The organism is Rhodoferax sp. GW821-FHT09E07 (genome assembly GCF_059416145.1).
On the sequence record NZ_JBWKOP010000003.1, the window covers coordinates 190,208 to 215,869 of the forward strand.

Consider the following 25,662-nt stretch of genomic DNA (forward strand, 5'->3'; position numbering starts at 1 on the left):
GCAACACAAATCAGGTTTTCACTAAGCAGGCCGCGCCGTAAAGCCCCCAGAATAGGGACATGCCATTTGAACTGCCAGAGCCCTACACCGCCACGCTAGGCAAAGGTCGAGTTCGCAGAACGGGCCCAAAGCAGCTTTTGTGGTTTGCCCTCGCCGTAATTCTTGTGTCCGGCGGCTTGTTGGTTTGGGCGCTCAACACGTTGCACCACCAGGCCCTGCACACCGGTGAGCAGCTGAGCGAATCATTTGCCCACGTCATCGAAGAGCAGACCTCGCGTACCTTTCAAGCCTTGGACCAACGACTGCAGTTGGTCAACAAGGATTTGCATGAGCTTGGCAAGTCCGGCCCCATCGCCAAGGACCAGGCGCAGTTGCTTTTGCGACAACACCTGAAAGAACAACCTGACATTGCGGCCTTCTGGATTACCGATGCCAAGGGCCGCGTGCAATACGCCACCCAGACGGAGTTGCTGGGCCAGAGCTTGGCCGGGTCTGACACATTCCAGACCTACCAGCGTTCACCCGACACGGTGTTTTCGGTCGCCAACCCGGTCTACAGCCGCGCGACGAACAGTTGGCAAATCCATGCATCGCGCCCCCTGACAAACGACAATGGAAAGTTTGCCGGTCTGGTGGTTGCGTCTCTGGATATCGCCTATTTCGATAAAGTCTGGAACAAGCTGGAGGTCGGTCAACAAGGCTCCATTGCACTGCTGCGCCAGGACGGCACCCTGATGGCACGCAGCCCGGTGGTTGAATCTGCATTGGGCAAGAATTTTTCCCAAATGCCTGTTTTCAACAGCCATGACTCCGGAACTGGCGCGGGAACACTGCATTACGTCAGCCCGATTGACAACACCGAGCGCGTGGTGGCTTACCGGCGACTGTCTTCACCCACAGGCTTTGTCGTTGCAGTGGGGCAATCCACCGAACTGGTGCTGCGGGCCTGGGGACACTTTGCTTCGGTGGCAGCGGGTGTTTGGGCGCTTGCCTCGGCAGCGATTGTGGTGCTCTGCTTCCTGCTGGGGCGCGCCGGGCGCAAACGCATACGGACCGAAGAAGGGCAACTGCGTGTTTTTGAGCGCATCACCGATGCGTTCATGGCCCTGGACATGCAATGGCGCATCATCTACATCAACCACCGCGCGGAGCAGATGCTGTCGCGCCCTAAAGGTACTCTGCTGGGGAAGAACCTTTGGGAAGAATTTCCTCTCGATGTGCGGGACAACATTCGCATGACCTGTGAAACGGCCATGGCAAGCCACCAGCCGGCCCATATGGAAGAGTACTACCCACCTCTGGACCGCTGGTTTGAAACACGCATCTATCCATCACCACAGGGCTTGACCCTGTACTTCCAGGACGTTTCTGTGCGCAAACGCGCGGAGCAGGCCTTGCGCGCCAGTGAGCTGCGCTACCGCCAATTGTTTGAAAACAGCCCTCAGACCATGTGGGTGGCCAATATGGACGACCTGCGCTTTCTTGCGGTCAACGATGCCGCCGTGGCCAACTATGGCTACAGTCGCGAAGAGTTTTTGCAGATGACGCTGCTGGACATTCGCCCCGCAGAGGATGCCCCGGAATGGCTGACATACAACGCCCGCAAACGCACGGGTATTGCCCGCCATGGCCTGTGGCGCCACCAACGCAAAGACGGCAGCCTGATGCTGGTGGAAATCACTGCACATTCGCTGGATTGGGATGGCCAACCAGCGCAACTGGTGTTGGCCAACGATGTCACTGAGCGTGAGAAAGCCCAAGAGGCCCTGCACGTGAGTGACTTGGCCCTCAAGGCGGTCTCACAGGGCGTGCTCATTACCGGCTTGGACCACCGCATCCTGACGGCCAACGAAGCTTTTCTGTCCATCACAGGCTATAGCGAAAAAGATGTCGTCGGCAAGACCTGTAATTTCCTCTGGGGTCCGCTGACGGATCAGGAATCGTTGGCGACGCTGGAGCAATGCATCCAGGAAGAACGGGAGTATTCCGGCGAGTTGATCCACTACAAGAAGAATGGCGAAACCTTCTGGAACGACCTGTCGGTGGCACCGGTGCGCAGCCTGCACGGTGAGCTGAGCCATTTCATTGGCATTACTCGTGACATTTCAGAGCGCAAGCGGGCTGAGTTGGCCATGCGCGAAAACAAGAAACAGTTGAAGGAGCTATCCCGGCGGGTGCTGGAGGCGCAGGAGGTGGAGCGGCGGCGCGTAGCACGTGAGTTGCACGACGAGCTAGGCCAGTCCTTGACGGCGATCAAGATCAACCTGCAGTCGTTTGGACGCTTTTCGAACCAATCGCCAGCGGACCTCGTGGCGGAAAACATCCGCATCGTGAACGATGTCATACAGCAGGTGCGTAGCCTGGCTCTCACCTTGCGCCCCTCGGTGCTGGATGACCTGGGCTTGGTGCCGGCACTGCGCTGGATCACGGAGCAAACGGCCGCGCGAGCCGGTATAGCTGTGGACTTTGAAACGATGGTGGAACCCACACGATTCACCCCGGAGATCGAAACTGCCTGCTTCAGGATTGCACAGGAGGCCCTCACCAATGTGGTCCGCTACGCGGACGCCACCCATGTCACAGTCAGCTTGCAGCGCAATGGTGACATGCTGGTGCTTGCTGTATCCGACGACGGGCGCGGTTTCGACTATGCGGCGATGCGCGCACGTGCACAGGCCGGTGCGAGCCTGGGCGTACTGGGGATGGAGGAACGTGCCACCCTGGTCGGTGGTCAGCTGGAGATTGACTCATCCCCAGGGCGCGGCAGCACCGTGTGCTTGCGCTGCCCCTGGCTGCTACAGACGAAGGAAGAACCATGAAGCCGATCCGAGTGTTATTGGCCGACGACCACACCCTGGTCCGTGCAGGCATGCGAAAACTGTTGGAGTCGATTCCCAATCTGGAAGTCGTGGGTGAGGCCGCCGATGGATTGGCGCTGCTTGCGCTGGTTGAGCAGTTGCACCCGGACCTGGTGTTGATGGATATTGCGATGCCGGGGCTCAATGGCCTGGAAGCGACCGCCCGTGTGACCAAGGCTTGGCCCGATACGCGGGTGGTGATTTTGTCCATGCACCAAAGCGAAGAGTACGTGCGCCAAGCCTTGCGCAACGGGGCGGTAGCCTACTTGCTCAAGGATGCCGCACCCGCAGAGCTGGACATTGCCATCAAGGCTGTGCGGCGCAACGAAACCTACCTGAGCCCCGCCGTGTCCAAGGGCGTGGTCAGCGACTACGTGCAACGGCTGCGCGGCGAGGATGCGCCTTCCACGCAACTCACACCCCGCCAGCGTGAAGTACTCCAACTGATTGCCGAAGGGCAAAGCACCAAGGAAATAGCGCGCCGGCTTGAGCTGTCGGTGAAAACCGTGGACACGCATCGCAGCCAACTCATGCGCCAGCTCGACATCCACGAAGTGGCAGGCTTGGTGCGCCACGCACTGCGCATCGGCCTGATTTCTGCCAGCGACTGACAGGCTTGCCCCATCTCCACTCAGGTGTTTCCCATTCCTGCTCTCAGGTATTGGCCTGATGCCCTTTTATCTGCCCCGCTCTTACATTGGGGTAGATATGACGATTCGAATTCTCCTGGTCGATGACAGCCCCAACCTGCTGATGGCGGTGCGGCAGTTTCTGTCCACCTTGCCCGGAATTGAAGTCTGCGGAGAGGCCCACGATGGACAGGAAGGACTGAGCCAGGTTGCCCAACTCCAACCCGACCTGGTGCTGCTAGACATCTCCATGCCCGTCATGAACGGCCTGGACATGGCGCGCGCCCTGCAGAGCTACCCCCAAGCGCCCAAAGTGGTGTTTCTGTCGCTGCAAGACGGGGCAGCCTATGCATCGGTGGCGCAGAAACTGGGGGCGTTGGCATTGATCCGCAAGTCCGACCTGGTGGAGGGACTGCCTCCGATCTTCCAGAAGCTACGGGCAGACCGTGAGACCGCCGCACCAAGGCTGCATGATGAAACCTCCACATCCCAAAATATCATTTAAACCAAATTTTTCTTCAAAAATGATATAATTGCCAGATCAATCATTTCATTTGTCACACCATGAACACCGCTGAACACCTTATCCCAACCTCCGCCCACGCACTTGGGGCCACCGACACATCGACGGCCGACCAGGAATACCTGAGCTTTTGCCTGGGGGACGAGGAGTACGGCATCGACATCCTGAAAGTGCAGGAAATTCGCGGCTACGAGTCCCCCACCCGCATGGCCGGCACGCCAGCCTTTGTCAAAGGCGTGCTGAACCTGCGCGGCGTGATCGTTCCCATCCTCGATCTGCGGATGCGTTTCGGGCTGCCCGACGCCAACTACGACGCCCTGACAGTGACGGTGATCCTGTGCCTCAAGGACCGGGTGGTGGGCATCGTGGTGGATTCGGTGAGTGATGTGGTCGAACTTTCCGCAGACCAAATCAAACCCGTGCCCGCCTTCAGCGGTCACGTGAACTCTTCCAGCATCCTCGGGTTGGGATCAACCGAACACGCGGGCCAGGAACGCATGCTGATCCTGCTGGACATTGAGCAACTCATGCGCGGCAGCGACATGGGCCTGGTGCCGACGTCCGTGCAATAAAGGCTCAGGATTCGCGTCTGGAGGCCAAGCACGGCCTCAGTTGTTGCCAGCCGTCGGCCATGGCCTGGAGGTCGGCCTTTTCCGCAGCCGTCTCCAGCCTGCGCGCGACTGCGCCAGCCTCCTGAAAACCCAGCGTTTGCAACACCGTTGCAAGGCTGTGTGCCAAGCGCCGCAAGGCCGGCGCGTCCTGCGTGGCCAATGCTTGGTCGCCAGCGAGACGGTCATGGGCAAACTGTGTAAAACAGCTGTCGCGGTACATACGAAACAACACTGCATCCCCTGCAAAATGCGCGGCAACTGCCTGTTGCTCCTCAGGGCTCAAGCCATCTTCACCTTGCGCGGGCACAGGGGCTGCTCCGGCCTCCAACTGCAGGGCATCGCACACACAGGCCTCCAGCGCCACCACAGAAACGGGCTTGGACAGAATCCGCCAGACCTGCAAAGCCTCCAGCTTGTGGCGAATCTCGGGGCTCACGCCCGCGCTGAACGCCACCAGCAAAGCGTCTTGCCGCAGCGCAGGCTGGTCCCGCAGCGCCTCCAGCAAGCTCATGCCGGACTCGCCGGGCAACATCAGATCGGTAATGAGCAAGCGCACAGGCTTCGCGCGCAATGCTTCCAGCGCTGCTGCAACACGGGTGCAGACGACCAGCTCAATGGGCAAGTCCTCCAGCGCCATGGCGACGAAGCGCGCAACCGACGGATCGTCCTCCACCAGCAGCACGCGTTCAGACACGGCGCGCTTCCGTGTCCTGCAAGGCCGCCGACAGCAATGCGGGCAGCTCTTTCACCAGGTTGGGTTTGTGAATGACATCCATGCCCTGTAGTGCAAAGGCATATGGCGCGCGCGCGGCCTCGTCCAGCGAGGTCACTACGATCAAGCGGCTGCGGGCAAATTGCGGCTGTGAACGCAGTGCCGTGATCAGGGTGGCCCCATCAATACCGGGCAACAGGATGTCGATCAGCAACACATCCGGCTGAAACTGCCCATAGATGGCAAGGCCGGTAATGCCGTCATTGGCCACCTGTAATTGAGCCTGCGGGAAATGCTGACGCACTAGCAGAGACACCAGGTTCTGGAAGTGGACAGAGTCCTCGATCAAAAGGATCCTGGGCGCGACATCCGTGGCAGCCTTGGAGGGCGCGGCCACCGCATGCCCGGCCACCGCGTCTGCCTGCGAGGGCGTCCCACGGCCACGAATCCAGCGGTCCAGCGAGGCGCGCGAGATACGGCGATGTCCGCCAGGGGTCTTCCAGGCTTCCAACTCCTGCCTGTCCACCATCAGCTGCACCGAGCGCACCGCCAGCCCCAGGATGCGGGCGGCCTCCATGGTGCTGCAGGTGTCTTGGTCTAGCGCAGACGAGGTTTTTATTTCATTTTTCATGGTTCAAGCATTTTACATAGCAATTACGCTGCGCAAGCGCTTGCAATTAATCAATTTGATTGATATGATACAAACATTAATCAAAAAGATGCCCAGCCATGAAAAAGCTCCTGATTGTTGAAGACCACGCGGACATCCGCAAACTGCTGCGCATGACGCTGGAGTTTGACGAATTCGATATCCATGAGGCGTCGAACGGCGACGTCGGCCTGGCCATGGCACGGGACATCGTTCCCGACGTGGTGCTACTGGACCTGATGATGCCCGGCCACCTCAATGGCCTGGATGTATGCCGCCATATCAAAGCCGACCCAGCCATGCAGCACACCAAAGTCATCATGCTCACCGCGCGCGGCAAAGCCAGCGACCAGGAAGCCGGGGCGCAAGCTGGCGCTGACGCGTACCTGATGAAACCGTTCAGCACGCTGCAGGTGCTGGAAACCATCTACCGCCTGGCAGGTACCCCATGAACAGCGAAGACACCAACTTTTCAACCGGCTTCATCCCTACCGACCGGCGCTTCGATGACGAGGCGGGGGCGCAGATGGAACGCTTTGTGGAGGACTTTGGCCGCATGTACCGCGAGCGCAATGAGGCGCTCAAAGAAGTCACCCGCGCGCACCATGAAGCGCTCATGCAGCTTGCAATAGCGGCAGACCTCAAGGACGACGACACCGGCGTGCACATCATCCGGATTGGCTACCTGGCAGAGGCTTTGGCGTTGTGTTTGGGACAGTCACGCCGGTACGCCAGCATGTTGCGCAAGGCAGCGCCGATGCACGACATCGGGAAGATTGGTATCCCCGACAACGTGCTGAAGAAGGCCGGAGGCCTCAACCCTGAAGAACGGCAGACCATGAACCTGCACGCCCAAATGGGCGCCGATATTCTGGGCCGTTCACGCATCGAAGTTTTCCAGCTGGCGGCCGAAGTGGCGCTCACGCACCATGAGCGCTTCGATGGAAAGGGCTATCCGCACCAACTGGCAGGTACGGACATTCCGCTGTCGGGTCGCATCACGGCTGTGGTGGATTTCTTCGACGCGCTGACCATGGACCGCGTGTACCGCCCCGCCTTCAGCCTGGAGAAAGCACTGGAAATGCTGCGCGCCGAGCGAGGGAGAGCCTTTGACCCCCACGTGGTGGATGTGTTCATGGCCAACATCGCGGATCTGGATCGCATTCGCTGCGACGTCACCGAAAGACGGCCAAATTTTTTGAGTCTCATTGACGCACCCTGATTGCAACCATCAACAAACCAAGGAAACTACCATGATGTCTTTGAAACAACTTGCCCCTTGTCTGCTGCTGGCCGCAAGCTGCGCAACCCAACCCCTGCTGGCCGGCCCTGTACAGGACCGGGTCAAGACGCGCAGCGTGGTCAAGGTCTGCATTTGGCCCGACTACTATGGCGTCACCTACCGGCATCCGCGCACCCAGCAATTGGGTGGCATCGACATTGAGCTGTCGGCCGAACTGGGCAAAGACCTGCGCGCCAAGGTGGAGTATGTGGAGTCGTCGTTTGTGACGCTCATCGACGACCTGAAGAATGACCGCTGTGACGTGGCGATGTTCGCCATCGGCATGTTGCCCCAGCGCATGGAGCATTTGAAGTTCACCAAGCCCTACCTCAGCAGCGACATTTACGCGGTTACCACCAAGAGCAACGCGGTGGTTAAGCAATGGAGCGACATTGACAAACCCGGTGTGCTGGTTGCGGTGCAGGCCGGCACGTTCATGGAGCCGGTGATGGGCGAGCGCCTCAAGCAGGCACAGACCGTGTCCATCAAGCCGCCCATCACCCGCGAGCGGGAGCTGGAGGCTGGTCGTGTGGATGTGTTCATGACGGACTACCCCTACAGCCGGCGACTGCTGGACAACGCGGACTGGGCCAAGCTCATCTCGCCCCCCACTCCGTTTTTCATCCTGCCCTACGCCTATGCGGTCAAGCCTGGAGATGACAGCTGGCTGGCCACCATGGACGACTTTGTGGCCCGTATCAAGCGGGACGGCCGCCTGGACAAGGCCGCGCAAAACAACGGGCTCAGCCCCATCGTGGTGCACTGAGCATGGCAACTGCTGCCTCCCAGACTGTTGGCGCTGCGTCCCCATCCCGATGGAACTGGCGCAGCGGCAGCGTGGCCGCCATCACGGTGGGCATCGTGGTTGCCACCGGCATTCTGGCCGCCACAACCTGGGTCGCATTCAATGACCGCAAATCTGCCGTCGCGGCAGAACAAGGCAAAGCGGAACTGCTGGCACGCGTGCTGGAAGAGCAAACCACCCGCAGCATTGAAACCGGCTACCTCACGCTGGCTTCGTTGAGCGAGTCGCCCTTGCTGAATGCCGCCTCGGTGGACCACACCAAGAGCGATGCGGTGCTAGCCCAGGCACTGCACGGCCTTCCTTTCCTGCGTTCGTTGCTGGTGGTGGATACGCGTGGGCAAGTGATCGCCAGCAGCGGGCGGAGCGAAAGCGGTTTGTCCATAGACCTGACGCGGCTGGGGCCGCTGGCCAAAGAAGGCAGGGACTCGCTGGGGCCCTACATCGCGGGCCGCAACATCGCCATCCTGCGCAAGGACGGGATGGCGCCACCGCCGCCTGCGGGCATTGGTTTTGTCCCGCTGATGCGAGGCTTTTCGAACGACCAGGGCAAGCCTCTGGTGCTGGTGGGTTTGCTGAACCCGGACTCCTTTTCCAACCTGCAGAAGCTGTCCATCGGCGAAGAGCAGTTCCATTCCATCCTGTTGACCTACACCGGCCAGGTGGTTGCCGCTTCGCAACCAGGCAACCCCACTGGTGGCGAGCAGCTGAATGGGTTGCCAGTGTTCCAGGACTACCTGCCTGCGCGCGAGCACGCGAGCTATGTGGGCAAGGGCCTGGACGAAGGGCGCCAGATTGTCGCGTTCCGCGCATCGCGAACGCAGCCCTTGGTGGTGATGGTCGAAGAATCCTACGACGCGGCCGTGAGCCGTTGGCTGCATCAGGCATTTGGCTACATCGCAGTAGGGGCGGCGGCCATCGTTCTGGTACTGGCGGCTTCGGTGGCCGTGTGGCGCAGCTTGCGTGGCCGGGAAATGGCGCGGCGCCAAACCCAGTTGGCCCAGCGGCGCATTGCGGACAGCGAGCGCGAGCTGGCAGTCCTGATGCGCAGCGTCCAGGAATTGATTTTTCGCACCGATGCCCAGGGCACCATCACCTTTGTGAATGCGCGCTGGGCGATCTTGAGTGGCGCCCGCGCCTCATCGGCCATCGGCAAGCCGCTGACCGATGTGGTGGACCCCGCTTGCAGGGACGCCGTGGCCGGACTATTCGCGCCCTCTTTGGCGGGCGTGCGCACTTGCCAGGCCGATGTGAAGGTGGACGGGGCCAAGCCGCTCAAGCTGGAACTGGCCGTTGTGCCCCTGACGGTGAGCGGCGTGGTCACCGGCTATGCCGGCAGTGCGGTTGACATCACCGACAAGGTCATGGCGCAGCGGCAACTGCAAGGCGAGCTGGCGCTGCGCGAGCTGCTGCTGGAGCTCAACCCCCAGCCCATTTCCATGACGGACTCGCATGGGAACATCGTTTTCGTCAACAAGGCTTGGGAAATCTACAAGGGACGACAACGCGCGCGGGTCATTGGCAAGCGGCCCAGTGATTTTCTTCCCGCGGACGAAGTGGTGTTTCACACGCGTGCAGACCAGATGCTGCTCAAAGGGAAGCAGTCCCAAGTCAGCTTTGAAACACCGATTTCGCACAGCGATGGCACCCGGCACGATACACGCGTGATCAAGGCCGTGATCCCCGATGAAACCGGCCAACCCTCCGGGATATTGAGCACGCTTCTGGACATCAGCGAATTTCGGGCGGCCGAGCGCGCCACGCGCGAAGCACGCGATGCGTCGGAAGAGGCCGCGCGCTCCAAGGCCGAGTTTGTGGCCAACATGAGCCATGAACTGCGTACACCACTGCAGTCCATTCTGGGCTTCTCGGAGTTGGGCATGTTGCGCGGCAAGGACGCGCCGCGGCTCGCCGGGATGTTCGGGGACATCCATTCCGCAGGCGCCCATATGCTGGCCCTGGTCAACGACTTGCTGGATGTCGCAAAGATCGAAAGCACGGTGGGAACCTTCCATATGGAGCGCCTGGACCTGCGGGGCATCATTCGGCCGCTGGCGCGTGAGCTGGAGCCTTTGCTGACCAAGCACCAGCTGCACCTGGACGTGCACTTCGCCGAGGAGCCCTTGGTGGCCAAGGCCGACCCCATCCGTTTTCAACAAGCCATTCGCAACGTGGTGGCCAATGCCATTCGTTTCTCGCCTACGGGCTCCGCCATCGAGCTATCGGGGCAAGTCGACACCCAGGGGCAAATCCACATCGTGATCCGGGACCACGGACCGGGTATCCCCGAAGGGGAGCTGGAGACGATTTTTGAAGCGTTTGTGCAGTCCAGCAAAACCAAGGATGGATCTGGCGGCACCGGACTGGGTCTGGCCATTTGCCGCAAGATCATCGAAACCATGGGCGGGCGAATCTATGCCCGCAATGCGAGCCGGGGTGGTGCGGCATTCCATATCCTCATGCCCACCAAACTGTCGGGGGACACGGTGCCAGCATCGCTCTAAGCAACCACCGTACCCTCGACTTCGCTCAGGGGACGTCACCAGGTTTTGAAAAAATGACCCGCGCTCTGTTTCGTACACCCGGAAGTTTGATCAATTTGGACAACAGTTCACTCCAGTTCTTGAACACCACATTGATCGGATTTTTGGACAGATTGGGATGCACCAGTCCGTACTTGATCTCCGACTCGTCACCTTCTTCGGCATAGGTACCAAACAGCCGGTCAAACACGATCAGAAATCCGCCATAGTTCTTGTCCAGAAATTTCTCGTTACTCGCGTGGTGCACACGGTGTGCCGAGGGTGTGTTCAAAATCCCTTCCAGCGGACCCAGCTTTCCAATCAGCCGCGTGTGTAGCCAAAACTGATAGAGCAGGCTGATTGACAACATGTAGAAGACGCTGTGGACGCTGAAGCCAAGCCAGACCATCGGCAGGAAGAACACCCAGCTAAAGGACAAAAAGGGCGTCCACCCCAAGCGCACAGATGCAGTCAGCGTCATTTCATTGGGGGAGTGGTGCGTGCTGTGGGTGGCCCACATCACATTGACCTCATGCGCGGAGCGGTGGTACCAGTAGTAGAAAAACTCCAGCAGCAGAAACAGCACCGCCACAGACCACCAGGTATCCGGCATGGTGAAAGCGCGGTGCGCCCATACATAGGAGCCCATGAGCCCTTGAATGAAAAACAAATTGATGTTGCCGGTCAGTTGGTGCCCCAAGCCGACGCCCAACGACGTCAGACTTTCTCGCCAGGGATAAGGTGTATGGAAGCGACGCACATACAACCGCGCCTCCAGCAGGATCGCCAGAACAGCCAGCGGCAAAAAATAGAGTTGCGGAGTCGATGGTCCAAATTGTTCCATGGTCACAAGCAGGAAATATCCTGTCCAAAATCGTTTATCGAATGCCGAAGTCGCACCATGCGCCTCAGAAAGACCAATTGGCTTGCAGCCAAAAGCGAGGCCCTTGGTTGCCATCGCTGGCCCGCCCCTCGGTAACCCAGGCGGAAGTCAGCGTCACGCTCAGTTTGTCCGTCGCCCAGCCCACGCCCAGCCCGGCACCAGCCAGAGACTTGCTGTTACTGGTATTGCTCCAGGCTTGGTGGTTCACCTGCACCGAACCTGCATCGTAGAAGGCCTGCAACTGCCACCCCAATGCTGGCTGCCAGCGCAGTGCCGCGCTGGCCAACCAGCCTTCATCGCCCAGACCTTCGCCTTGGGCAAAGGCACGCACCCCGCTGCTGCCACCCAGGCTGAACTTCTCCGCAGACGCCAGGTTCTTGTCGGCCATCTGTCCGCTCAGGTTCACCGCGATCGACCAATTGGGGCGCAAAGCCTGCAGTCGCTGCAACTGGTACCCCAGCTTGCTAAAGCTCCCCTCGCTCCGCGCACTGGCTGCGTCCTGCACCTGGCTGGCAGCATCCAGATTCAGCTGGCCGCTGCTCAGGTTCACAGCCAGGCTGTTGCTCGCACCGCCGAGCCAGTTATCGTGCCAGTCACCGTTCACCCCCAGCACGGCATTGTTCAGCCGCTGGGTGTTGTGGGTAGCAGTACTGCCCACCGTGTCTTGCAGGCTCTTGGCGTCGAATTGCAGCTGGGTGTACCAGCTGCTGCTTAGCGTGCGCTGCAGCGGCTGGCGCACATACAGGCTGGCGGTGTCCGCCTGACCACCGGCATCCAACACGGCAAAGTCCTTTCCCAGGTGGTAGTCAACATGAGAGAGCGCCACCCCTGCACGGGTACCAAATGGGCCCAGGGGCAGCTGGTACCCCAGTCGTTCGTAGTTCATGTGGGCGTCGCTGGTTTGCAGCCGCAAGCTCAGCTGGTCACCCCTGTCCAGCGGGTTGTTCCAATACAGATTGGCGCCCACACGATTTTCACCGGTGTAGGTGCTGCCGAAGTTGTCCGCATCCACGCTGCCCTGGAAAGCACCGGTCTTGTTCACCTCCACCAGCAAGTCAGATGCTCCCACCGTGGTGCCAGGACGCAGCGTGGACTGCACATGGGTGCCCGGCAGATCTGCCAAGCTGAGCAGACTGCGGTCCAGGCTTTCGGCCTGCAATGGCGCATTCAAGGGCAGCGCCTTTAGGGGAGCCAGGGCCGAGTCCTTAAGTCCCGCGTTGTTGGTGATACTGACCTGGCCCAAGTTGCCCTCCAGTACAGCGATGTCAAACACACCGTCCTTTACCTCCTGTGCGGGCAGGTAGGCGCGGGCTACCAGATAGCCATGGTCCCGGTAGTGGCGAGTGACACGGGCCACCAGGCGCCCCAGATCCGCAAAGCTCAGGTCCTTGCCCATGGCATCTGCCAGCAGGTCTTGCAGGGCCGCACTGTCGAAGACGGTGTTGCCGCTGAAACGGACGGCCAGCAGGCGCACCTGGGCACCACCTTCAGGCACATTGCTTCCATCCGCATTGTCAATGCGCAGCGCCGGGGCGCCACTGCCTGGCGCTGCAAGCGGCACGCGTGGCTCCTGCAGGATCTGGCCTGCGTCCGGGGTGGCGGCCTGCGCTCCCAGCATTGGGAAAACAGCGGTCGCGGCCAGGGCCAGCACACAGGTGCGCTGGAGGCGGGAGTACGGAAGGTATGGGTTGTGCATGGACATCGCGTTCTTGAAAAGGGTGTTGTCTGCGCTCACTGGCAGGCCATGCCGTCAGGCAGGCGCACACCGCAGGACTGGACATCCAATGTGCGGCTGCTGGCCGCAGCAAAGGTGGTTGGCTGACTGGCTTGCTGGCTTTGCTGTGCCAGCGTCAGCTGTGGTGGGTCGGTGATGGTGGCGGTGCCATTCACGTAGCTGATGTCGTAGCCTTGTTGCGTGGAGTACAAGCCGCTGGTTTGCACGGTATAGCGGCCTGCGTTTTTGCTACTGGTGTTGTAGCTAGCGCTGCCAAGGATGAGGCTGGTGTTGGCGTTGCTGTCGCTCAGCGTGTAGCTATCGCTGACGCTGGTCGTGCCGTCGTAGACCTTGCTGGTGCTGCCGGTGGTGACCGTCAGCGAAGTCAAGAAGCTGCGCAGCAGCGGCATCGCGCTGCCGTCGTAGCTACGCCAGACGGAGGACGAGCCACCCGCGGTAGCCACGTCCCAGCCTGCGGCGCTGTAGGTGCTGGCGCCAAGGGCCTCGTTGGCGCTCAGGCCGCGGGTGTAACCGTCCACGTTGCCGTACTGCCGACCGACTCCTGATGCATTGACGCTGTTTAGCCAAAACGAGGTCGCTAATGTGCCACCGTTGTTGTAGCCGATCAATGCGCCAACCCTGGTGGTCGTGCCCGAAACGGTGCCTGCAAAATAAGCGTTGCTGACAGTACCTAGGTTCAAACCCACCAGCCCGCCGGCACTTTCATACCCTGATAGGTGTGGAGAGTGCTCTACAACGTTTCCAGTGGCATAGGCGTTGCTGACAGTGCCTGTGTTTACGCCTGCCAGTCCGCCAATGCCTCCGTCTCCTGAAACACTCGCGCTGGAGTAAGCGTCGCCAATGCTGCCAACGTTGGAACCAACGAGCCCGCCGACGTAGGCTTGGCCAGTAACGCTGCCGGTGGTATAGGCATTACTGATGCTGCCATAGCTCTTGCCCACCAGTGCACCAACGGTTTGGCCCCCGTTGACACTGCCGCTAACCAAGCCCAGGTTGCTGATGGTGCCAGCGCTACCCATCTGACCGAAAAGGCCGACGTAGTAGCTGCTGCGGTTGATGTAAAGATTCGCAATCGTGTGGTTTTGACCGTCCAGACTGCCCTTGAAATCCACCGTGCTGTTCCCCACCGGCGAAAACCCGCTGGTGGTCCACATACCGCTGGCATTGCTGCCACTGGTTTCACTGGCATCAATGTTGCCGCTCAGCGCGTAGCTGGCACCCAGGTCATAGGCCATCAACTGCAATTGGTGGGCGTTGCGCATGCTGGTGGAATATTCACTGTAGAGGAACGGACGGGTGGAGCCCTCCACCATCACCCACAGCTTGTTGCCGCTGCCATCCTTGGCTACCCATACACCGGAGCCTGCAACCGTTTGGGTCCAGGTGCCCAGGTTGGCATAGCTGCTGTGGTTGTAAGCTGTGCTGCTGGTGACGGCGTTGACATTGTTGGCCGCTCCGCTGTTGGTTCCTATGGCCGAACTGATGCCGGTTGTTGTGGTGTCCCAATAGGCGTTGCTGATGCTGCCAGCGCCGTTGTTCACTCCCACCAGCCCGCCGATGTGGTTGCTCCCTCCCCACACACGGCCGGTGGCATAGGCACCGTTGATGGTGCCGGCGTTGCCGCCAGCTAGCCCGCCGACAGCATCGCTAGCCCCCGAAACGTTGCCGGTGACATACGCGCTGCTGATGCGGCCAGTGCCACCGTTGTAGCCCACAAGACCGCCGTTGTAGTAGGAAGCCCCTGTCACGCTACCGGTGGCATAGGCGTTGTTGATGCTGCCGTAATTTGCACCTGTCAGCCCTCCGACGCTTTGGCCAGCCCCGGAAATGATGCCCGTGGCATACGCATTGATGATGCTGCCTATGTCGTAGTTGTAGCCCACCAGTCCGCCAACTTCGGTGCGGGCTGACACGTTGCCGGTGGCATAGACGTTGCTGATGCTGCCAGAGTTTTGGCCAACCAGTCCACCGACCACATCACGCGCCGACACACTTCCGCCGACCAGCCCTAGATCTCGGATGGTGCCGTTATTAGAAGCAAACAGACCCGCAACATCGGTGTTGGGTGCGTTGATGGTCAGGTTACTGACGGTGTGGCCTAGCCCGGTGAAGGAGCCGGTGAAGGCGTTGATGTCGCTACCCACCAGCGCACTGGTATAGGTAGTGCCACTGGCATCCAGATCCTGCGCCAGCGCATAGCGCCCGCCCAGCCCTGTGCTGTTGATGGCTGCCAGCTGGGCCATGCTGTGGATCAACGTATAGCTCGTGCCGTTCAAGGCCAGCGTGGCACTGGCACCACTCAAGGTGATGGGGGCTGCAATCTTGTAATCCCCACCGTAGTTCAGCGCCAGCCCTGCGCTGGCGCCAGTGGCGGTGATGGCCGCATTGACGTTGATGTTGTTGTAGGCGTTCAGCGTCAGCGTGGTGTTGGCACTCCAGGTCACAGCGGCATTGACGTTGATGTCGCCGCTGTCAGTGCCTGTGCTGTTGTTGGTGGTCAGCGAGATATTGCTGCTGGCCAGATTGTTGGCCAGCGTGGTGGCTCCGATGCCGCTGCTGGTCTGCGCGCCGCTGCCTGCGCTGATCGTGAAGTCGGTAGGGTCGATCAGCCAGGTGCCAGTTTTTCCCGTGCCTGACGAGATGCTGATCTTCGCGCCATCGACCACCTGCAGATGGGCACCGCTGGTTTCGATGAAGCCGCCGTTGTGAGAACCGCTGGCCGATGCATCCAACGTGCCGCCGACCTTGACCGTGCCACCGTTCATGCCGCCGAGCAAGAGAATTCGGCCACCACTGCTCTCAATGCCCCGAGCCTCAATGACACCTTCGTTGTTGACCACGGTACCGAGCAGCGCGTCTTTGGCGCTGGCGGTGAGGATTACCGTGCCATTGTCGGCGCGGATGAGGCCTTTGTTTTGTACCAAGGCGTTGAGCGTGCCTTCATCCACCTGAACGCGCAGCAGCTGGTTGCCGCTGAAGTCCAGCGTGATCTTGTCGCCTGCTGCCATAGCGGCTGTGCCGCCCGCGGTGGTGATGGTGCCGCTGTTGCTGACCTGCTTGCCCAACAGCGCGATGTAGCCGCCGGTGAGGCTGCCCTGGTTGGTGATATTGCCTTGTGAGCCGTCACCCGTGAAGCTGCGCTTGCCGGCCAGGAAGTCGGCATCGCTCATGCTTAGCGTGGAGGCCACCAGGCCGCCCACGTTCACACTGGCCGTACTGCCAAACAGCACGCCGTTGGGATTCAATATCCACACTTGGCCATTGGCGCTCAGGCTACCGTTGAGCAACGAGCTTTGCGAGCCAACGACGCGGTTGAGCACGATGGCGCTGCTGTTGGGCTGCACAAAGTTGACACTCTCGCCCGCCGCGGTGCTGAAGCTGGCCCAGTTGATGGCCAGGTTCTGGCTGTTCTGGGTGATGGTGGTGTTGGCACCACTCTGGCTGATGCTGCCACTGCCGGCACTGACCGTGCCGCCGCTGGGACCGGCTACTGCACCCAGGCTGAGCAGGCTGGTGCCCAGCGCCATGACCACCGCGCTGCGCCGCAAGGCGCGGCCCGTGCACTTGCCAACGCCCTTGGCGGTCTCAGGAGCGGGAACGTAGCGGCTCTGGACTGCGTTCCAGACGAGGCGGTAGGCGTGGTTCATGGCAGTGCGGATTACTTGGACAAGCCGCCTGCTGCCGCCATCTTGCCGCTGGCAATGGCGGCCTTGATGTCATCCAGGGTCACAAAGCCGGTATTGCCTTTGTCAATCTGGGTGAAGTATTTGGCCACCATGGGCATGCCGGCCTTGGCCTCTTCGGGTGTCAACTTGCCATCGTTGTTTTTATCGGCTTGGGCAAACCGCGTCTCCAGCATCTTGACATCTTGCGCGGCGGCAGCGGATTGAGCAGCCAAGCCGATCAGGGCGGCGGCGAGGAATGTAAGTGGGGGTTTGCTGTTCATGGGGACTTTCGTAAGTGCTAGGTTGAGTAGAAAGAAATCGCATCTCATACCCGGCCAGGCAGCCATCCCATCAAGGATTTGCTGTTCACTCCCGCCCCGAGTTGGGTGCGGATTGAGTCTCGTCAAATTCACGTCTTCCATGTGAGACGTGTCGTGACGTTTCATGACATGGCTGTCACATACGTAGTGGTTATGTCGCACCGCCATGGCGGTACATGGCTTACGATTGCCACGCCATGTCGCCTTCACCCAGTCCCCCTCCATCCATTGCCGATGTCTAAAACTGTCGTTTTGATCGTCGATGACGATCTCGAGCTGTCATCCATGCTGGTGCGCTTGTTGGAGGGGGAAGGCTGGGCGACCCAGGCCGCATTCACCGGTGCGCAAGCCGAGCAGGTGTTGGCCAAGGGATTGCCAGACGTCGTCTTGCTCGATGTCATGCTGCCCGACGCCAACGGGATGGAGTTGTGCCGACGCTGGAGAGGCATGTACCCAGGGTTGGGGCTTTTGATGCTGACGGCGCGAGGGGATCCATTTGATTTGGTACTCGGGCTGGAGCTGGGGGCCGACGACTACCTGGCCAAGCCGTTTGAGAAGCGTGAGTTGGTGGCGCGGCTGCGCGCCCTGATTCGTCGTCAGTCAACAGCCATCCAAACGCCCGTCACACAATGGAAGTTTGGCAACCTGACCATCGAATTGTTGCGCCGTGAAGTCTTGGTGGATGGCCGGGTCGCAGAGCTGACCAGCATTGAATTCAAACTGTTGGTGGAGCTGGCCCGCGTCCCGGGACAAGCGGTGTCGCGTCAGCAGCTGAGCGATGCCGTGCAAGCCACTGCCTACCGGCCGCTGGACCGGACCGTGGACGTACAGGTGGGGCGTTTGCGCCGCCGCCTGACGCAAATGACGCCGGGTTGCGAGTGGATCGAAACCGTGCGGGGTGAAGGCTACGCCTTTGTGCCACGGGTCGGGCCGACTGGCTCCACGGTCAGCGGATGAATTTCAAAAAAATTGATTCCCTGTTCTTGCGTCTGGTTCTTGCGCAAGCCGTGTTGCTGTGCAGCTCACTTTTGGTCATCGGTGGCCTATTGGTGATAGAGCGCAACCAGTTATCAGCGCCTGAATTCGCAGTCCTCTTGGCACCGAGCATCAAGACTGCGGTGCATGCGGATTTGATGCAGGTGGTTCAGGTGGAGGGACTGGCAGTAGGCATACGCCGCCATGACGATCTTCCCGATGGTTGGAAGCTGAGGATCTACGGGCGGCCTGCGGTAACTGATTTTCTCGGGGCATTGGCGAAATACGACATCGCTGCTGATGACGTATGGCTCAATCACCAGGACGGGAGTTTCACCTTGTGGGTGCATGTGCTGGTGCCTGGAGAGACCCCAGTTTGGCTCAGCGGCAATATCCCATCGGCGTTTCCGACCTGGGCGCCGCGCATGACGGTTGGCCTGGTGTTGCTGGTGATCGTGAGTGGTTTGGTGAGTTGGGCCTTTGCAAGCCGGGTGACGCGTCCACTGAGCCAACTGAGTCATCGCATGCAACTGCATGCGCACCATGGGGTGGAGCCACCCCTGCCATGGCCCTCCATGCAAAGCAGGAAAGCGCCACCCGAACTCATTGAAATAGAGAACGCCTACCGCCAGCTGGCAGAGCGCTTGCAACGCAACGAGCGGGAACGTGCGCTACTGTTGGCAGGCGTCTCCCACGATCTGCGCAGCCCGCTCAGCCGCATACGGCTAGCGGCCGAGATGTTGCCCGAATCTGCCGACAACGCGGCGGGGGTCGCCAGCATCACGCGCAATGTGGACCACGCAGACCGATTGACCGCGAGCTTTTTGGAATTCATCCGCACCAGCACGGTAGCGATGGATGAAAAGGTGGACCTGGCGGTGGTGGCGCTGGACGCCGTGATCGGTTTTGAACGTCCTGAGCATGAATTGCAGCTCCGCTCGCCCGACAGTGTGTGGCTGCAACGGGCCCATGGGTTGCTGGTTGAGCGTCTGATCGTCAATCTCGTGGACAACGCGCTCAAACATGGTGGCCTGCCGGTGGAAGTGGATATCGTGGAAAAGGATGGTTGGGCCACGATAACGGTGTCCGACACCGGTCCAGGGTTGCCGCAGAACGGAGCAGGACATTTGATGGAAGCCTTTGCCCGCGGTGATGCCAGCAGAGGTTTGCCCGGTTTCGGTTTGGGTCTGGCCATTGCGCAGCAAATTGTGGTGCGGCTGCACGGCGAGCTGGGCTTTACCCAGGAGGGTGTGCGGCACCAAGTGGTGGTGCGCTTGCCTTTGCAGGTTTGAGCATCGGCCTCTCAAAAACCATCTCGCACGGGCGACTTTGAATAAAAATAGCCTCCAGCCCCCGTATTTATTGGGCATACAGCTTCTTTTTTGATAGCAAATTGCGATCCCAATAGGGCGGACTGCCGATGGCGGACTTCAGGTGGTCGATGAATAGCTGAGCCTTGGCGGCGTGCGACCGCCCCTTGAGTCGCACAGCGTGGATGGCACTGACGGATTTGGCAAAACCAGCCTCCTCCAAAGGAAAGAGCTGAACCAACGCGCCGCTGGCCAGTTGGTCGTAGACCAGCCAACTGGCCAGGTGCACCACCCCCAAGCCCCCCACCGCGGCCTGCAACAGCGAGGCCGTGTCGTCCGACTTGAACCGCCCCGTCACCGCCAGCGCATTGCCCTGGTTCACCCCGGCAAACGACCACCAGCCCGTGGGCACGCGGGCCGACGACACCGTGAGACAGCTATGCTGCAGCAAGTCCTCGGGCATTGCGGGCCGGCCGTGGCGGCGCAGGTAGTCCGGGCTGGCGCAGGCCAGGCGATAGATAGGCGCCAACCGCGTGGCTACCAGATCGCTGTCGGGTAGCGTGCCGATGCGTATGGCTACATCGGCGCGCTGGGTGCTCAAGTCCACCCACTGGTCGCTCAGGTGCAGGTCCAGGTCAATGGCCGGATACTTGGCCAGAAAGCTGGTGATGACCGGCGTGACATGCTGACGCCCAAAGGCCGCGGGCACGGTCACCGTGAGCAGGCCCTTGGGCTCGGCCTGCGCGTCCAGCAGGGCGGTGCGTGCGTCTTCCAGCTCGGCCGCAATGTCGGTGGCGCGGGGCAAAAACAGCTCGCCCGCATCGGTCAGCAGCAAGCGGCGTGAGCTGCGCTGGAACAGGCGCACGCCCAGCGAGGCCTCCAGCGTGTCGATCTGCCGCGAGACGGACGACACCGCCACACCGCGCGCCTTGGCCGTGGCGGAAAAGGAGCCATACCGGGCTACATCAATAAAAGCCTGCAGGTTTTCGATCATGGATAGCTTGGTGGTTACTTTGCGTTTTTCGCAATTCTTGATTGCATTGCGACTGATTGTTGCGAATAAAGCTCAAAAGCACAATTGCTCTCGTCATCAATCCTACGAGAGCCCACATGTTCAAGTTCTATTACCACCCCTCCCCCAACCCGGCCAAGGTCGCCCTGCTGCTGGGAGAGCTGGGCCTGCCCTACGAGATGGTGCCCATCGACGTGCGCAAGGGCGAACAGCACCTGCCCGCCTACCTGGCCATCAACCCCAACGGCAAGACGCCGGCCCTGGTCGATGGCGACGCCACCGTGTTCGACAGCAACGCCATCCTGCTGTACCTGGCGGTGAAGACCGGCAAGTTTTTGCCCGTGAACCAACCCGCGTTGCGCGCACAGATGTATTCGTGGCTGATGTTCATTGCCACGGGCATTGGCCCGTTCTCGGGCCAGGCCGTGCACTTTGAACACTTTGCGCCCGAGCCAAAGGCCTATGCCCAGCAGCGCTACAGCTTTGAAGCCTGGCGCCACTGGAAGCTCATCAACGCCCACCTGGCCGAGCGCAACACCATGGTGGGTGATGAGTACACCATCGTCGACATGGCGCTGTGGGGTTGGGCCCGCGCCGTGCCCATGGTGCTGGGCGCCAATGCCTGGGACCAGTTGCCCAACGTCAAGCGCTTTCTGGACCACATGAACCAGCGCCCCGCCGCCCAGCGCGCCGAGGCCCTGGCCGAGCGCCACGCCTTCAAAACCACCATGGACCAGACCGCCATGGACGCCATGTACCCCCACGCCCGGTGATGCAGAGCAGCACCGTTTCATCCACCCTTGTTCAACCCTTTCACTTTTCCACTTCTATGAAAACACCCCACATCCCCTCCTCTTTGCGCCGCCTTCTGCTCTCCACGCTGTTGGCCAGCACCACCGCCTTTGCCGGCGGCAACATCACTTTCAACACCGAACAGGCCTACCCCGAAGGCGTGGCCTGGTCGGCCGCGCAAAAGGTGTTCTTTGTCAGCTCCGTGCACCAGGGCGTGGTCGGTAAGGTCACGCTGGACGGGCGCTACACGCCCTTCATCCGCGACGAAAAACTCATCTCCAGCGTCGGTCTGCACCTGGACACGGCGCGCAACCTGCTGTGGGTCGCCATTGGCGACCTGGGCGCCTCGGTGCGCAGCAAGCCCGAGAACCAGGGCAAGCTGGCCGCCATCGCCGCCTACGACGCGACCACGGGTGAGCGCCGCGCGTACCACGACCTGGGCACACTGATGGAAGGCGCGCACTTTGCCAACGACATCACCACCGACCCGCAGGGCAATGTGTATGTGACGGACAGCTTTGCGCCGGTGATTTACCGCATCGACCCCAAGGGCACGGCCAGCGTGTTTGCCAAGAGTGACCTGTTCAAGGGCGAAGGCTTCAACCTCAACGGTCTGGTCTACCACCCCGATGGCTACCTGCTGGTAGGCAAGTACAACAGCGGCGAGCTGTTCCGCATCAGCACCAAAGACCCAGCCAACATCCACCGCGTGAAGCTCAACGACACGCTGGTGGGCGCCGATGGCCTGTTGCTGCGCGGACGTGACCGCATCACCGTGGTGCAAAACGCGGGCAAGGACCGTGTGCTGGATGTGGTGTCGCACGACGGCTGGGAAACCGCTACGCTGCAGCCCGCCAAGCCCAGCGTGCAGTCCTTCCCCACAGCCGCGGCCGTGGTGGGCAAAGACCTGTATGTGCTGAACGCGCGGCTGGACACGCTGTTCTCGGCCGATGCGCCCAAGGTCAGCGACTTCGTGTTGCAGAAATTCTGATGGGATAGCCCAGAGCCGGCACACCCACTCAGCGTGGTGTGCCAGCTCTGGGCAACTCGGCCTCGAAACGCGTCAGCTCTTCCTGCAGCGTCCCACGGCTGCGGAAATGCCGGTTGGCCCTGTCGTACCAGTACTCGGCGTCTTCCAGGTCACCTTCCTGAATGTGCAAGATGCCGTGCAACCAAGCACCCAATTCCGAGTGGTCCTCCTGCACCAGGTTGTGCGCCTCGCGCCAGCGGCCTGCGTGCAGGTGTGTCAGAACTTCGTGGAGCACAGACATGGAAGACTCCTCATTGGGCTGGTCCGGCCTCTTTAGGCCTCGGCAATGTGGCTGAGCAAACTCTCAAAACTGCCGTACAGCGCGTTGCCACGCAGCAACCGGCTGCCCTTGTCATCTGTGACGATCAGCGTCGGTACCCCTTGGGCGCCAAAGCGTTGCATCAAGCCTTGCGCTGTGTGAACACGTGCCGCATTGGCAGTCAGCAGCTCAGTGTCGCCCGCAACCAGCCGATCCGCAGCGGCACCCAGCCCCATGTCACGCAATAACGCTTCCGCCGCTGGCGGGGCACAGGTGTCCAGCCCATGCACGTAGCGGGCCTCCTGCAAGACTTTCAAAGCATCCAGCTCATGCGCTGGCTCCGTCAACCGCACGGCGGTGAGTGCCAGCGTGGCGGTGGCCGAGTCAAAGCGGCTGCCGAGCTTGCCCAGCACTTGCGTTCGGTAGTCTTGCGTAAAGCGCTGGCCGGTGAGTTTGGCAATGCGCAGGTCGTTGGACCACGCATAGTCCGCAAACGCGGCGTCCATGGTGCGCCCTCCGCCGGAGAAGAGGCCCGTAGGCGCCAGCTCCAGTTGGATAGCAGCGTGCTGACCCAGCTTCTGGATGGCAGGCGAGGCGCCATAGCACCAGCCACACAGCGGGTCGAACAAGTAAGTCACAGTCGTTGGCATGGTGCGCGGTCCTTCAGGGTGCAATCACTTTTGCGGGTTGGAGAACATGGGGTTGCCGCTGACGGTCTTGACGACTTCTTCTTGCAGGATGTCCCAGTGTTCCACAATTTTTCCGTTGCTCAGGCGGAAGATATCCACGCCAATCATGGCCTTGGGGCCCATGCCGGTGTAGCGGCCGTGCATCATGACCAGGTCCCCTTCTGCCACCACCATGCCGGGCTCGTACTTAAAGCTGGGTGGCAGGCTACCGACCCAGCCCTTCAGGACCTCGGAACCATTGGGCACTGCGGGGTTGTGCTGAATGTAGGTGGGAGACCAGTATTTGTCGATAACCGACGCGTCATGGGTGATGAACAGGCCTTTCATGCCGGCCACAACGATCTCTTTGTTGGTCTGGGCAAACGCGCTGGCAGAAAAGAGGGCAACGAGAGATGCTGCTACGAAGAGAGTTTTAACGGGTTTCATGGGAGCTCCTGGGGTTAAGGTTGATGGAATCACTTACCACTTCATCTCGCCAGTGTTGACCTTGGCACCAATGTCCAGCGACAGGGCTCCATCAGTCAAGGCCGGGTAGGCCTGTTGCATGGCGGGGATCAGCGCGGCACTGGTCTTATTGGCAGCCAGGTTCTTCTCGAAAGTCTGTAGGTAGTCGTTGGTGAAGGCAATCGCGCTGGCATCGACTGGGGTACCTGCCTTCATGTGGCCGGGAATTACCAGTGCGGGCTTGAGTGCAGCCATCTCGTCCAGCTGCGCGACCCAGGCGGCGCGCTCGGCGGCAGTCTGCGTGTCGGCAGTCCACACATGCATGTTGCCAAACACACCGATGTTGCCCACCACGGCCTTGATCGAGGGAATCCAGGCATAGGGGCGGTGTGCCAGCGGACCTTGTGTGCCGCGGATCTCAATGGTCTGGCCTTCCAGCGTCAGCGTGTTGCCGTCCAGCGCACGGGGCACCACGAGTTTGCGCGGTGCGTTGGCTCCCATCTTGGGGCCCCAGAACGCGACCTTGCCGGCCGCTTTGGGGGCCAGCTTGGCCAACACCGCAGGCGTGCTCACCACGTCGGCTTGGGGAAATATTTCTTTCAGCGCTTCCACACCGAAGTAGTAGTCAGGGTCGGCCTGGCTCACGTAGATGGTGGTGAGCTGCTTGCCGCTGTCGAGCACGTTGGCCGCAATGCGCAGCGCATCGGCACGGGTGAAGCCGGCGTCGATCACCATGGCGTCCTTCTGGCCGTAGACCAGGGTGGAGTTGACGTTGAAGCTGTTGCCGTCGGCGTTGTAGACCTTGACGGACAGTGGCTGCTGCGCGTGGGCGGCGCCAAAAGCAATGGCGAGGGATGCGGCGATGACGGTGGTGCGGATCATGGAGAACTCCTGAAGGTAGGTGAGGCGCCGTGAGAACATCTCATCAGCGCTGAGGTGAACTTTAGTTTCAATAATCGCGCAGATAAACCCGATAATTCGCGCATTACTGTTTCATTAAGTGAACAAATCATGGACCGACTGACCGCCATGCAGGTGTTTGTGGAGGTTGCCCAGAGCGGCAGCTTCAGTGCCACGGCCGACAAGCTGGACATGTCGCGCGCCATGGTGACGCGCTACGTGGGTGAGCTGGAGCAGTGGTTGGGCGCGCGCCTCTTGCAGCGCACCACGCGCAGCGTGACGCTGACCGACGCCGGCGAGAGCTGCCTGCGCCGCAGCCAGCAAATGCTGGCGCTGGTGGAAAACGTGGAGGAAGAAACCAGCCAGCACGGGAGCGCCCTGCGCGGGCAGCTGCGCATCACCTGCAGCATGTCGTTTGCGGTGGCCCAGTTGGCCGCGGCCGTGGCGGACTTTCTGGCGCTGCACCCGCAGCTCAAGATCGACCTCAACGCCAGCGAGGGCGCGCTCAACCTGGTGGAGGCGCGCATCGACCTGGCTATTCGCATCAGCGCAGAGCCCGACCCCGCGCTCATTGGCCGCATGCTGGCACCCTGCACCTCGGTGCTGGTGGCCTCGCCCCAGTACCTGGCGCAACACGGTACACCGCAGCAGCCCGCTGACCTGGCCGCGCACCGCTGCCTGAGCTACGCCAATTTTGGCAAAAGCGTGTGGAAGCTGCAGCGCGGCGATGTGCATGAGGAGGTGCGCGTGGGCAGCCACTTCAGCGCCAACGAAGCCACGGCGCTCATGTGCGCCGCCCTGGCCGGTGGCGGCGTGGCGATGCAGCCCACGTATCTGGTTAGCCCGCACCTGGTCGATGGCCGCTTGCAGGTGGTGTTGCCCGCATGGAAGCTGCCCGACATGGCGATCTACGCGCTCTACCCCTCGCGCAAGCATCTTTCGCCTGCGGTGCGCGCACTGCTGGATTTTCTGGTGGCGCGGTTTGCCAAGGTCCCCTGGTAAGAATTCGTTGGCGCAGCATATAAAAGCGGACCGTTGTCACACATCCGTGGCGCCAAAC

Annotated in this window: 24 protein-coding genes; 13 read left to right on the top strand and 11 right to left on the bottom strand. The window is 60.9% G+C overall.

Annotated features, from left to right (window positions below; genetic code table 11):
• Positions 1 to 137: 137 nt before the first annotated feature.
• From AC07OE_RS06680 to AC07OE_RS06695, 4 genes are all read left to right on the top strand, one after another.
• Complete coding sequence (locus AC07OE_RS06680) at positions 138 to 2,819, top strand: PAS domain S-box protein (RefSeq protein WP_495069779.1); 2,682 nt, start codon at positions 138 to 140, stop codon at positions 2,817 to 2,819.
• Complete coding sequence (locus AC07OE_RS06685; RefSeq protein WP_495069780.1) at positions 2,816 to 3,469, top strand: response regulator; 654 nt, start codon at positions 2,816 to 2,818, stop codon at positions 3,467 to 3,469. Before AC07OE_RS06680 ends, AC07OE_RS06685 begins: the two co-directional genes overlap by 4 nt.
• Positions 3,470 to 3,566: 97 nt before the next feature.
• Positions 3,567 to 3,992: a response regulator transcription factor gene (locus AC07OE_RS06690; RefSeq protein ID WP_495069781.1), complete on the top strand. Its 426-nt coding sequence runs from the start codon at positions 3,567 to 3,569 to the stop codon at positions 3,990 to 3,992.
• Positions 3,993 to 4,051: 59 nt separating this feature from the next.
• Entirely contained in the window at positions 4,052 to 4,582 is a 531-nt protein-coding gene (locus AC07OE_RS06695) for a chemotaxis protein CheW (RefSeq protein ID WP_495069782.1), read from the top strand.
• A 4-nt stretch (positions 4,583 to 4,586) separates the two neighbouring features.
• Here the strand turns inward: AC07OE_RS06695 and AC07OE_RS06700 are convergent, their stop codons facing one another.
• Together AC07OE_RS06700 and AC07OE_RS06705 are read right to left on the bottom strand one after the other, a co-directional pair.
• Positions 4,587 to 5,315: an Hpt domain-containing response regulator gene (locus AC07OE_RS06700; protein WP_495069783.1), complete on the bottom strand. Its 729-nt coding sequence runs from the start codon at positions 5,313 to 5,315 to the stop codon at positions 4,587 to 4,589.
• Positions 5,308 to 5,964, bottom strand: coding sequence for a response regulator (locus tag AC07OE_RS06705; RefSeq protein ID WP_495069784.1), 657 nt, complete (start codon positions 5,962 to 5,964; stop codon positions 5,308 to 5,310). The genes AC07OE_RS06700 and AC07OE_RS06705 overlap by 8 nt, the downstream gene beginning before the upstream one ends.
• Before the next feature lie 98 nt (positions 5,965 to 6,062).
• On the opposite strand from AC07OE_RS06705, the gene AC07OE_RS06710 reads away from it, so the two are divergent.
• The 4 genes from AC07OE_RS06710 to AC07OE_RS06725 are packed head-to-tail and all read left to right on the top strand — an operon-like array spanning position 6,063 to position 10,570.
• A complete protein-coding gene (locus AC07OE_RS06710) occupies positions 6,063 to 6,434 on the top strand; it encodes a response regulator transcription factor (protein WP_495069785.1) in 372 nt (123 codons plus the stop codon).
• Positions 6,431 to 7,204, top strand: a complete 774-nt coding sequence (locus AC07OE_RS06715) for an HD-GYP domain-containing protein (protein ID WP_495069786.1) — start codon at positions 6,431 to 6,433, stop codon at positions 7,202 to 7,204. The genes AC07OE_RS06710 and AC07OE_RS06715 overlap by 4 nt, the downstream gene beginning before the upstream one ends.
• Positions 7,205 to 7,235: 31 nt before the next feature.
• Entirely contained in the window at positions 7,236 to 8,030 is a 795-nt protein-coding gene (locus AC07OE_RS06720) for an ABC transporter substrate-binding protein (protein ID WP_495069787.1), read from the top strand.
• Between the two features lie 2 nt (positions 8,031 to 8,032).
• Positions 8,033 to 10,570 carry a sensor histidine kinase gene (locus AC07OE_RS06725; RefSeq protein WP_495069788.1) on the top strand — a complete coding sequence of 846 codons (2,538 nt, stop codon included), beginning with the start codon at positions 8,033 to 8,035 and terminating at the stop codon, positions 10,568 to 10,570.
• Between the two features lie 25 nt (positions 10,571 to 10,595).
• Here AC07OE_RS06725 and AC07OE_RS06730 read toward each other — a convergent pair whose 3' ends face one another.
• From AC07OE_RS06730 to AC07OE_RS06745, 4 genes are read right to left on the bottom strand one after another with little or no spacing between them, the layout of a single operon-like run.
• Positions 10,596 to 11,546: a sterol desaturase family protein gene (locus tag AC07OE_RS06730; protein WP_495069789.1), complete on the bottom strand. Its 951-nt coding sequence runs from the start codon at positions 11,544 to 11,546 to the stop codon at positions 10,596 to 10,598.
• Positions 11,497 to 13,167, bottom strand: a complete 1,671-nt coding sequence (locus AC07OE_RS06735) for a ShlB/FhaC/HecB family hemolysin secretion/activation protein (RefSeq protein ID WP_495069790.1) — start codon at positions 13,165 to 13,167, stop codon at positions 11,497 to 11,499. The genes AC07OE_RS06730 and AC07OE_RS06735 overlap by 50 nt, the downstream gene beginning before the upstream one ends.
• 35 nt (positions 13,168 to 13,202) lie before the next feature.
• Positions 13,203 to 16,853 (bottom strand): two-partner secretion domain-containing protein, encoded by a 3,651-nt coding sequence (locus tag AC07OE_RS06740; protein WP_495069791.1) that lies wholly within the window; start codon positions 16,851 to 16,853, stop codon positions 13,203 to 13,205.
• 11 nt (positions 16,854 to 16,864) lie between these two features.
• The gene (locus AC07OE_RS06745) at positions 16,865 to 17,152 is read right to left on the bottom strand and encodes an EF-hand domain-containing protein (protein WP_495069792.1); all 288 of its coding nucleotides are present in this window, start codon (positions 17,150 to 17,152) and stop codon (positions 16,865 to 16,867) included.
• Positions 17,153 to 17,425: 273 nt separating this feature from the next.
• Between AC07OE_RS06745 and AC07OE_RS06750 the strand changes: the two genes are divergently transcribed.
• Entirely contained in the window at positions 17,426 to 18,148 is a 723-nt protein-coding gene (locus AC07OE_RS06750; protein ID WP_495069793.1) for a response regulator transcription factor, read from the top strand.
• On the top strand, positions 18,145 to 19,458 hold the full coding sequence (locus AC07OE_RS06755; RefSeq protein WP_495069794.1) for a sensor histidine kinase: 1,314 nt from the start codon (positions 18,145 to 18,147) through the stop codon (positions 19,456 to 19,458). Before AC07OE_RS06750 ends, AC07OE_RS06755 begins: the two co-directional genes overlap by 4 nt.
• Before the next feature lie 67 nt (positions 19,459 to 19,525).
• Here the strand turns inward: AC07OE_RS06755 and AC07OE_RS06760 are convergent, their stop codons facing one another.
• Positions 19,526 to 20,470, bottom strand: coding sequence for a LysR family transcriptional regulator (locus AC07OE_RS06760; RefSeq protein WP_495069795.1), 945 nt, complete (start codon positions 20,468 to 20,470; stop codon positions 19,526 to 19,528).
• A 116-nt stretch (positions 20,471 to 20,586) separates the two neighbouring features.
• Here AC07OE_RS06760 and AC07OE_RS06765 point away from each other — a divergent pair, with 116 nt between their 5' ends.
• Both AC07OE_RS06765 and AC07OE_RS06770 read left to right on the top strand, forming a co-directional pair.
• On the top strand, positions 20,587 to 21,261 hold the full coding sequence (locus AC07OE_RS06765; RefSeq protein WP_495069796.1) for a glutathione S-transferase family protein: 675 nt from the start codon (positions 20,587 to 20,589) through the stop codon (positions 21,259 to 21,261).
• 56 nt (positions 21,262 to 21,317) lie between these two features.
• Positions 21,318 to 22,271, top strand: a complete 954-nt coding sequence (locus tag AC07OE_RS06770; RefSeq protein WP_495069797.1) for a hypothetical protein — start codon at positions 21,318 to 21,320, stop codon at positions 22,269 to 22,271.
• 28 nt (positions 22,272 to 22,299) lie between these two features.
• Here the strand turns inward: AC07OE_RS06770 and AC07OE_RS06775 are convergent, their stop codons facing one another.
• The 4 genes from AC07OE_RS06775 to AC07OE_RS06790 are packed head-to-tail and all read right to left on the bottom strand — an operon-like array spanning position 22,300 to position 24,584.
• The gene (locus AC07OE_RS06775) at positions 22,300 to 22,551 is read right to left on the bottom strand and encodes a hypothetical protein (RefSeq protein ID WP_495069798.1); all 252 of its coding nucleotides are present in this window, start codon (positions 22,549 to 22,551) and stop codon (positions 22,300 to 22,302) included.
• Between the two features lie 32 nt (positions 22,552 to 22,583).
• The gene (locus tag AC07OE_RS06780; RefSeq protein WP_495069799.1) at positions 22,584 to 23,219 is read right to left on the bottom strand and encodes a DsbA family protein; all 636 of its coding nucleotides are present in this window, start codon (positions 23,217 to 23,219) and stop codon (positions 22,584 to 22,586) included.
• A gap of 24 nt (positions 23,220 to 23,243) precedes the next feature.
• Entirely contained in the window at positions 23,244 to 23,684 is a 441-nt protein-coding gene (locus tag AC07OE_RS06785; protein WP_495069800.1) for a nuclear transport factor 2 family protein, read from the bottom strand.
• Between the two features lie 33 nt (positions 23,685 to 23,717).
• On the bottom strand, positions 23,718 to 24,584 hold the full coding sequence (locus AC07OE_RS06790; protein ID WP_495069801.1) for an MBL fold metallo-hydrolase: 867 nt from the start codon (positions 24,582 to 24,584) through the stop codon (positions 23,718 to 23,720).
• Positions 24,585 to 24,713: 129 nt separating this feature from the next.
• Between AC07OE_RS06790 and AC07OE_RS06795 the strand changes: the two genes are divergently transcribed.
• Entirely contained in the window at positions 24,714 to 25,604 is an 891-nt protein-coding gene (locus AC07OE_RS06795; protein WP_495069802.1) for a LysR family transcriptional regulator, read from the top strand.
• The last annotated feature ends 58 nt before the right edge of the window (positions 25,605 to 25,662 follow it).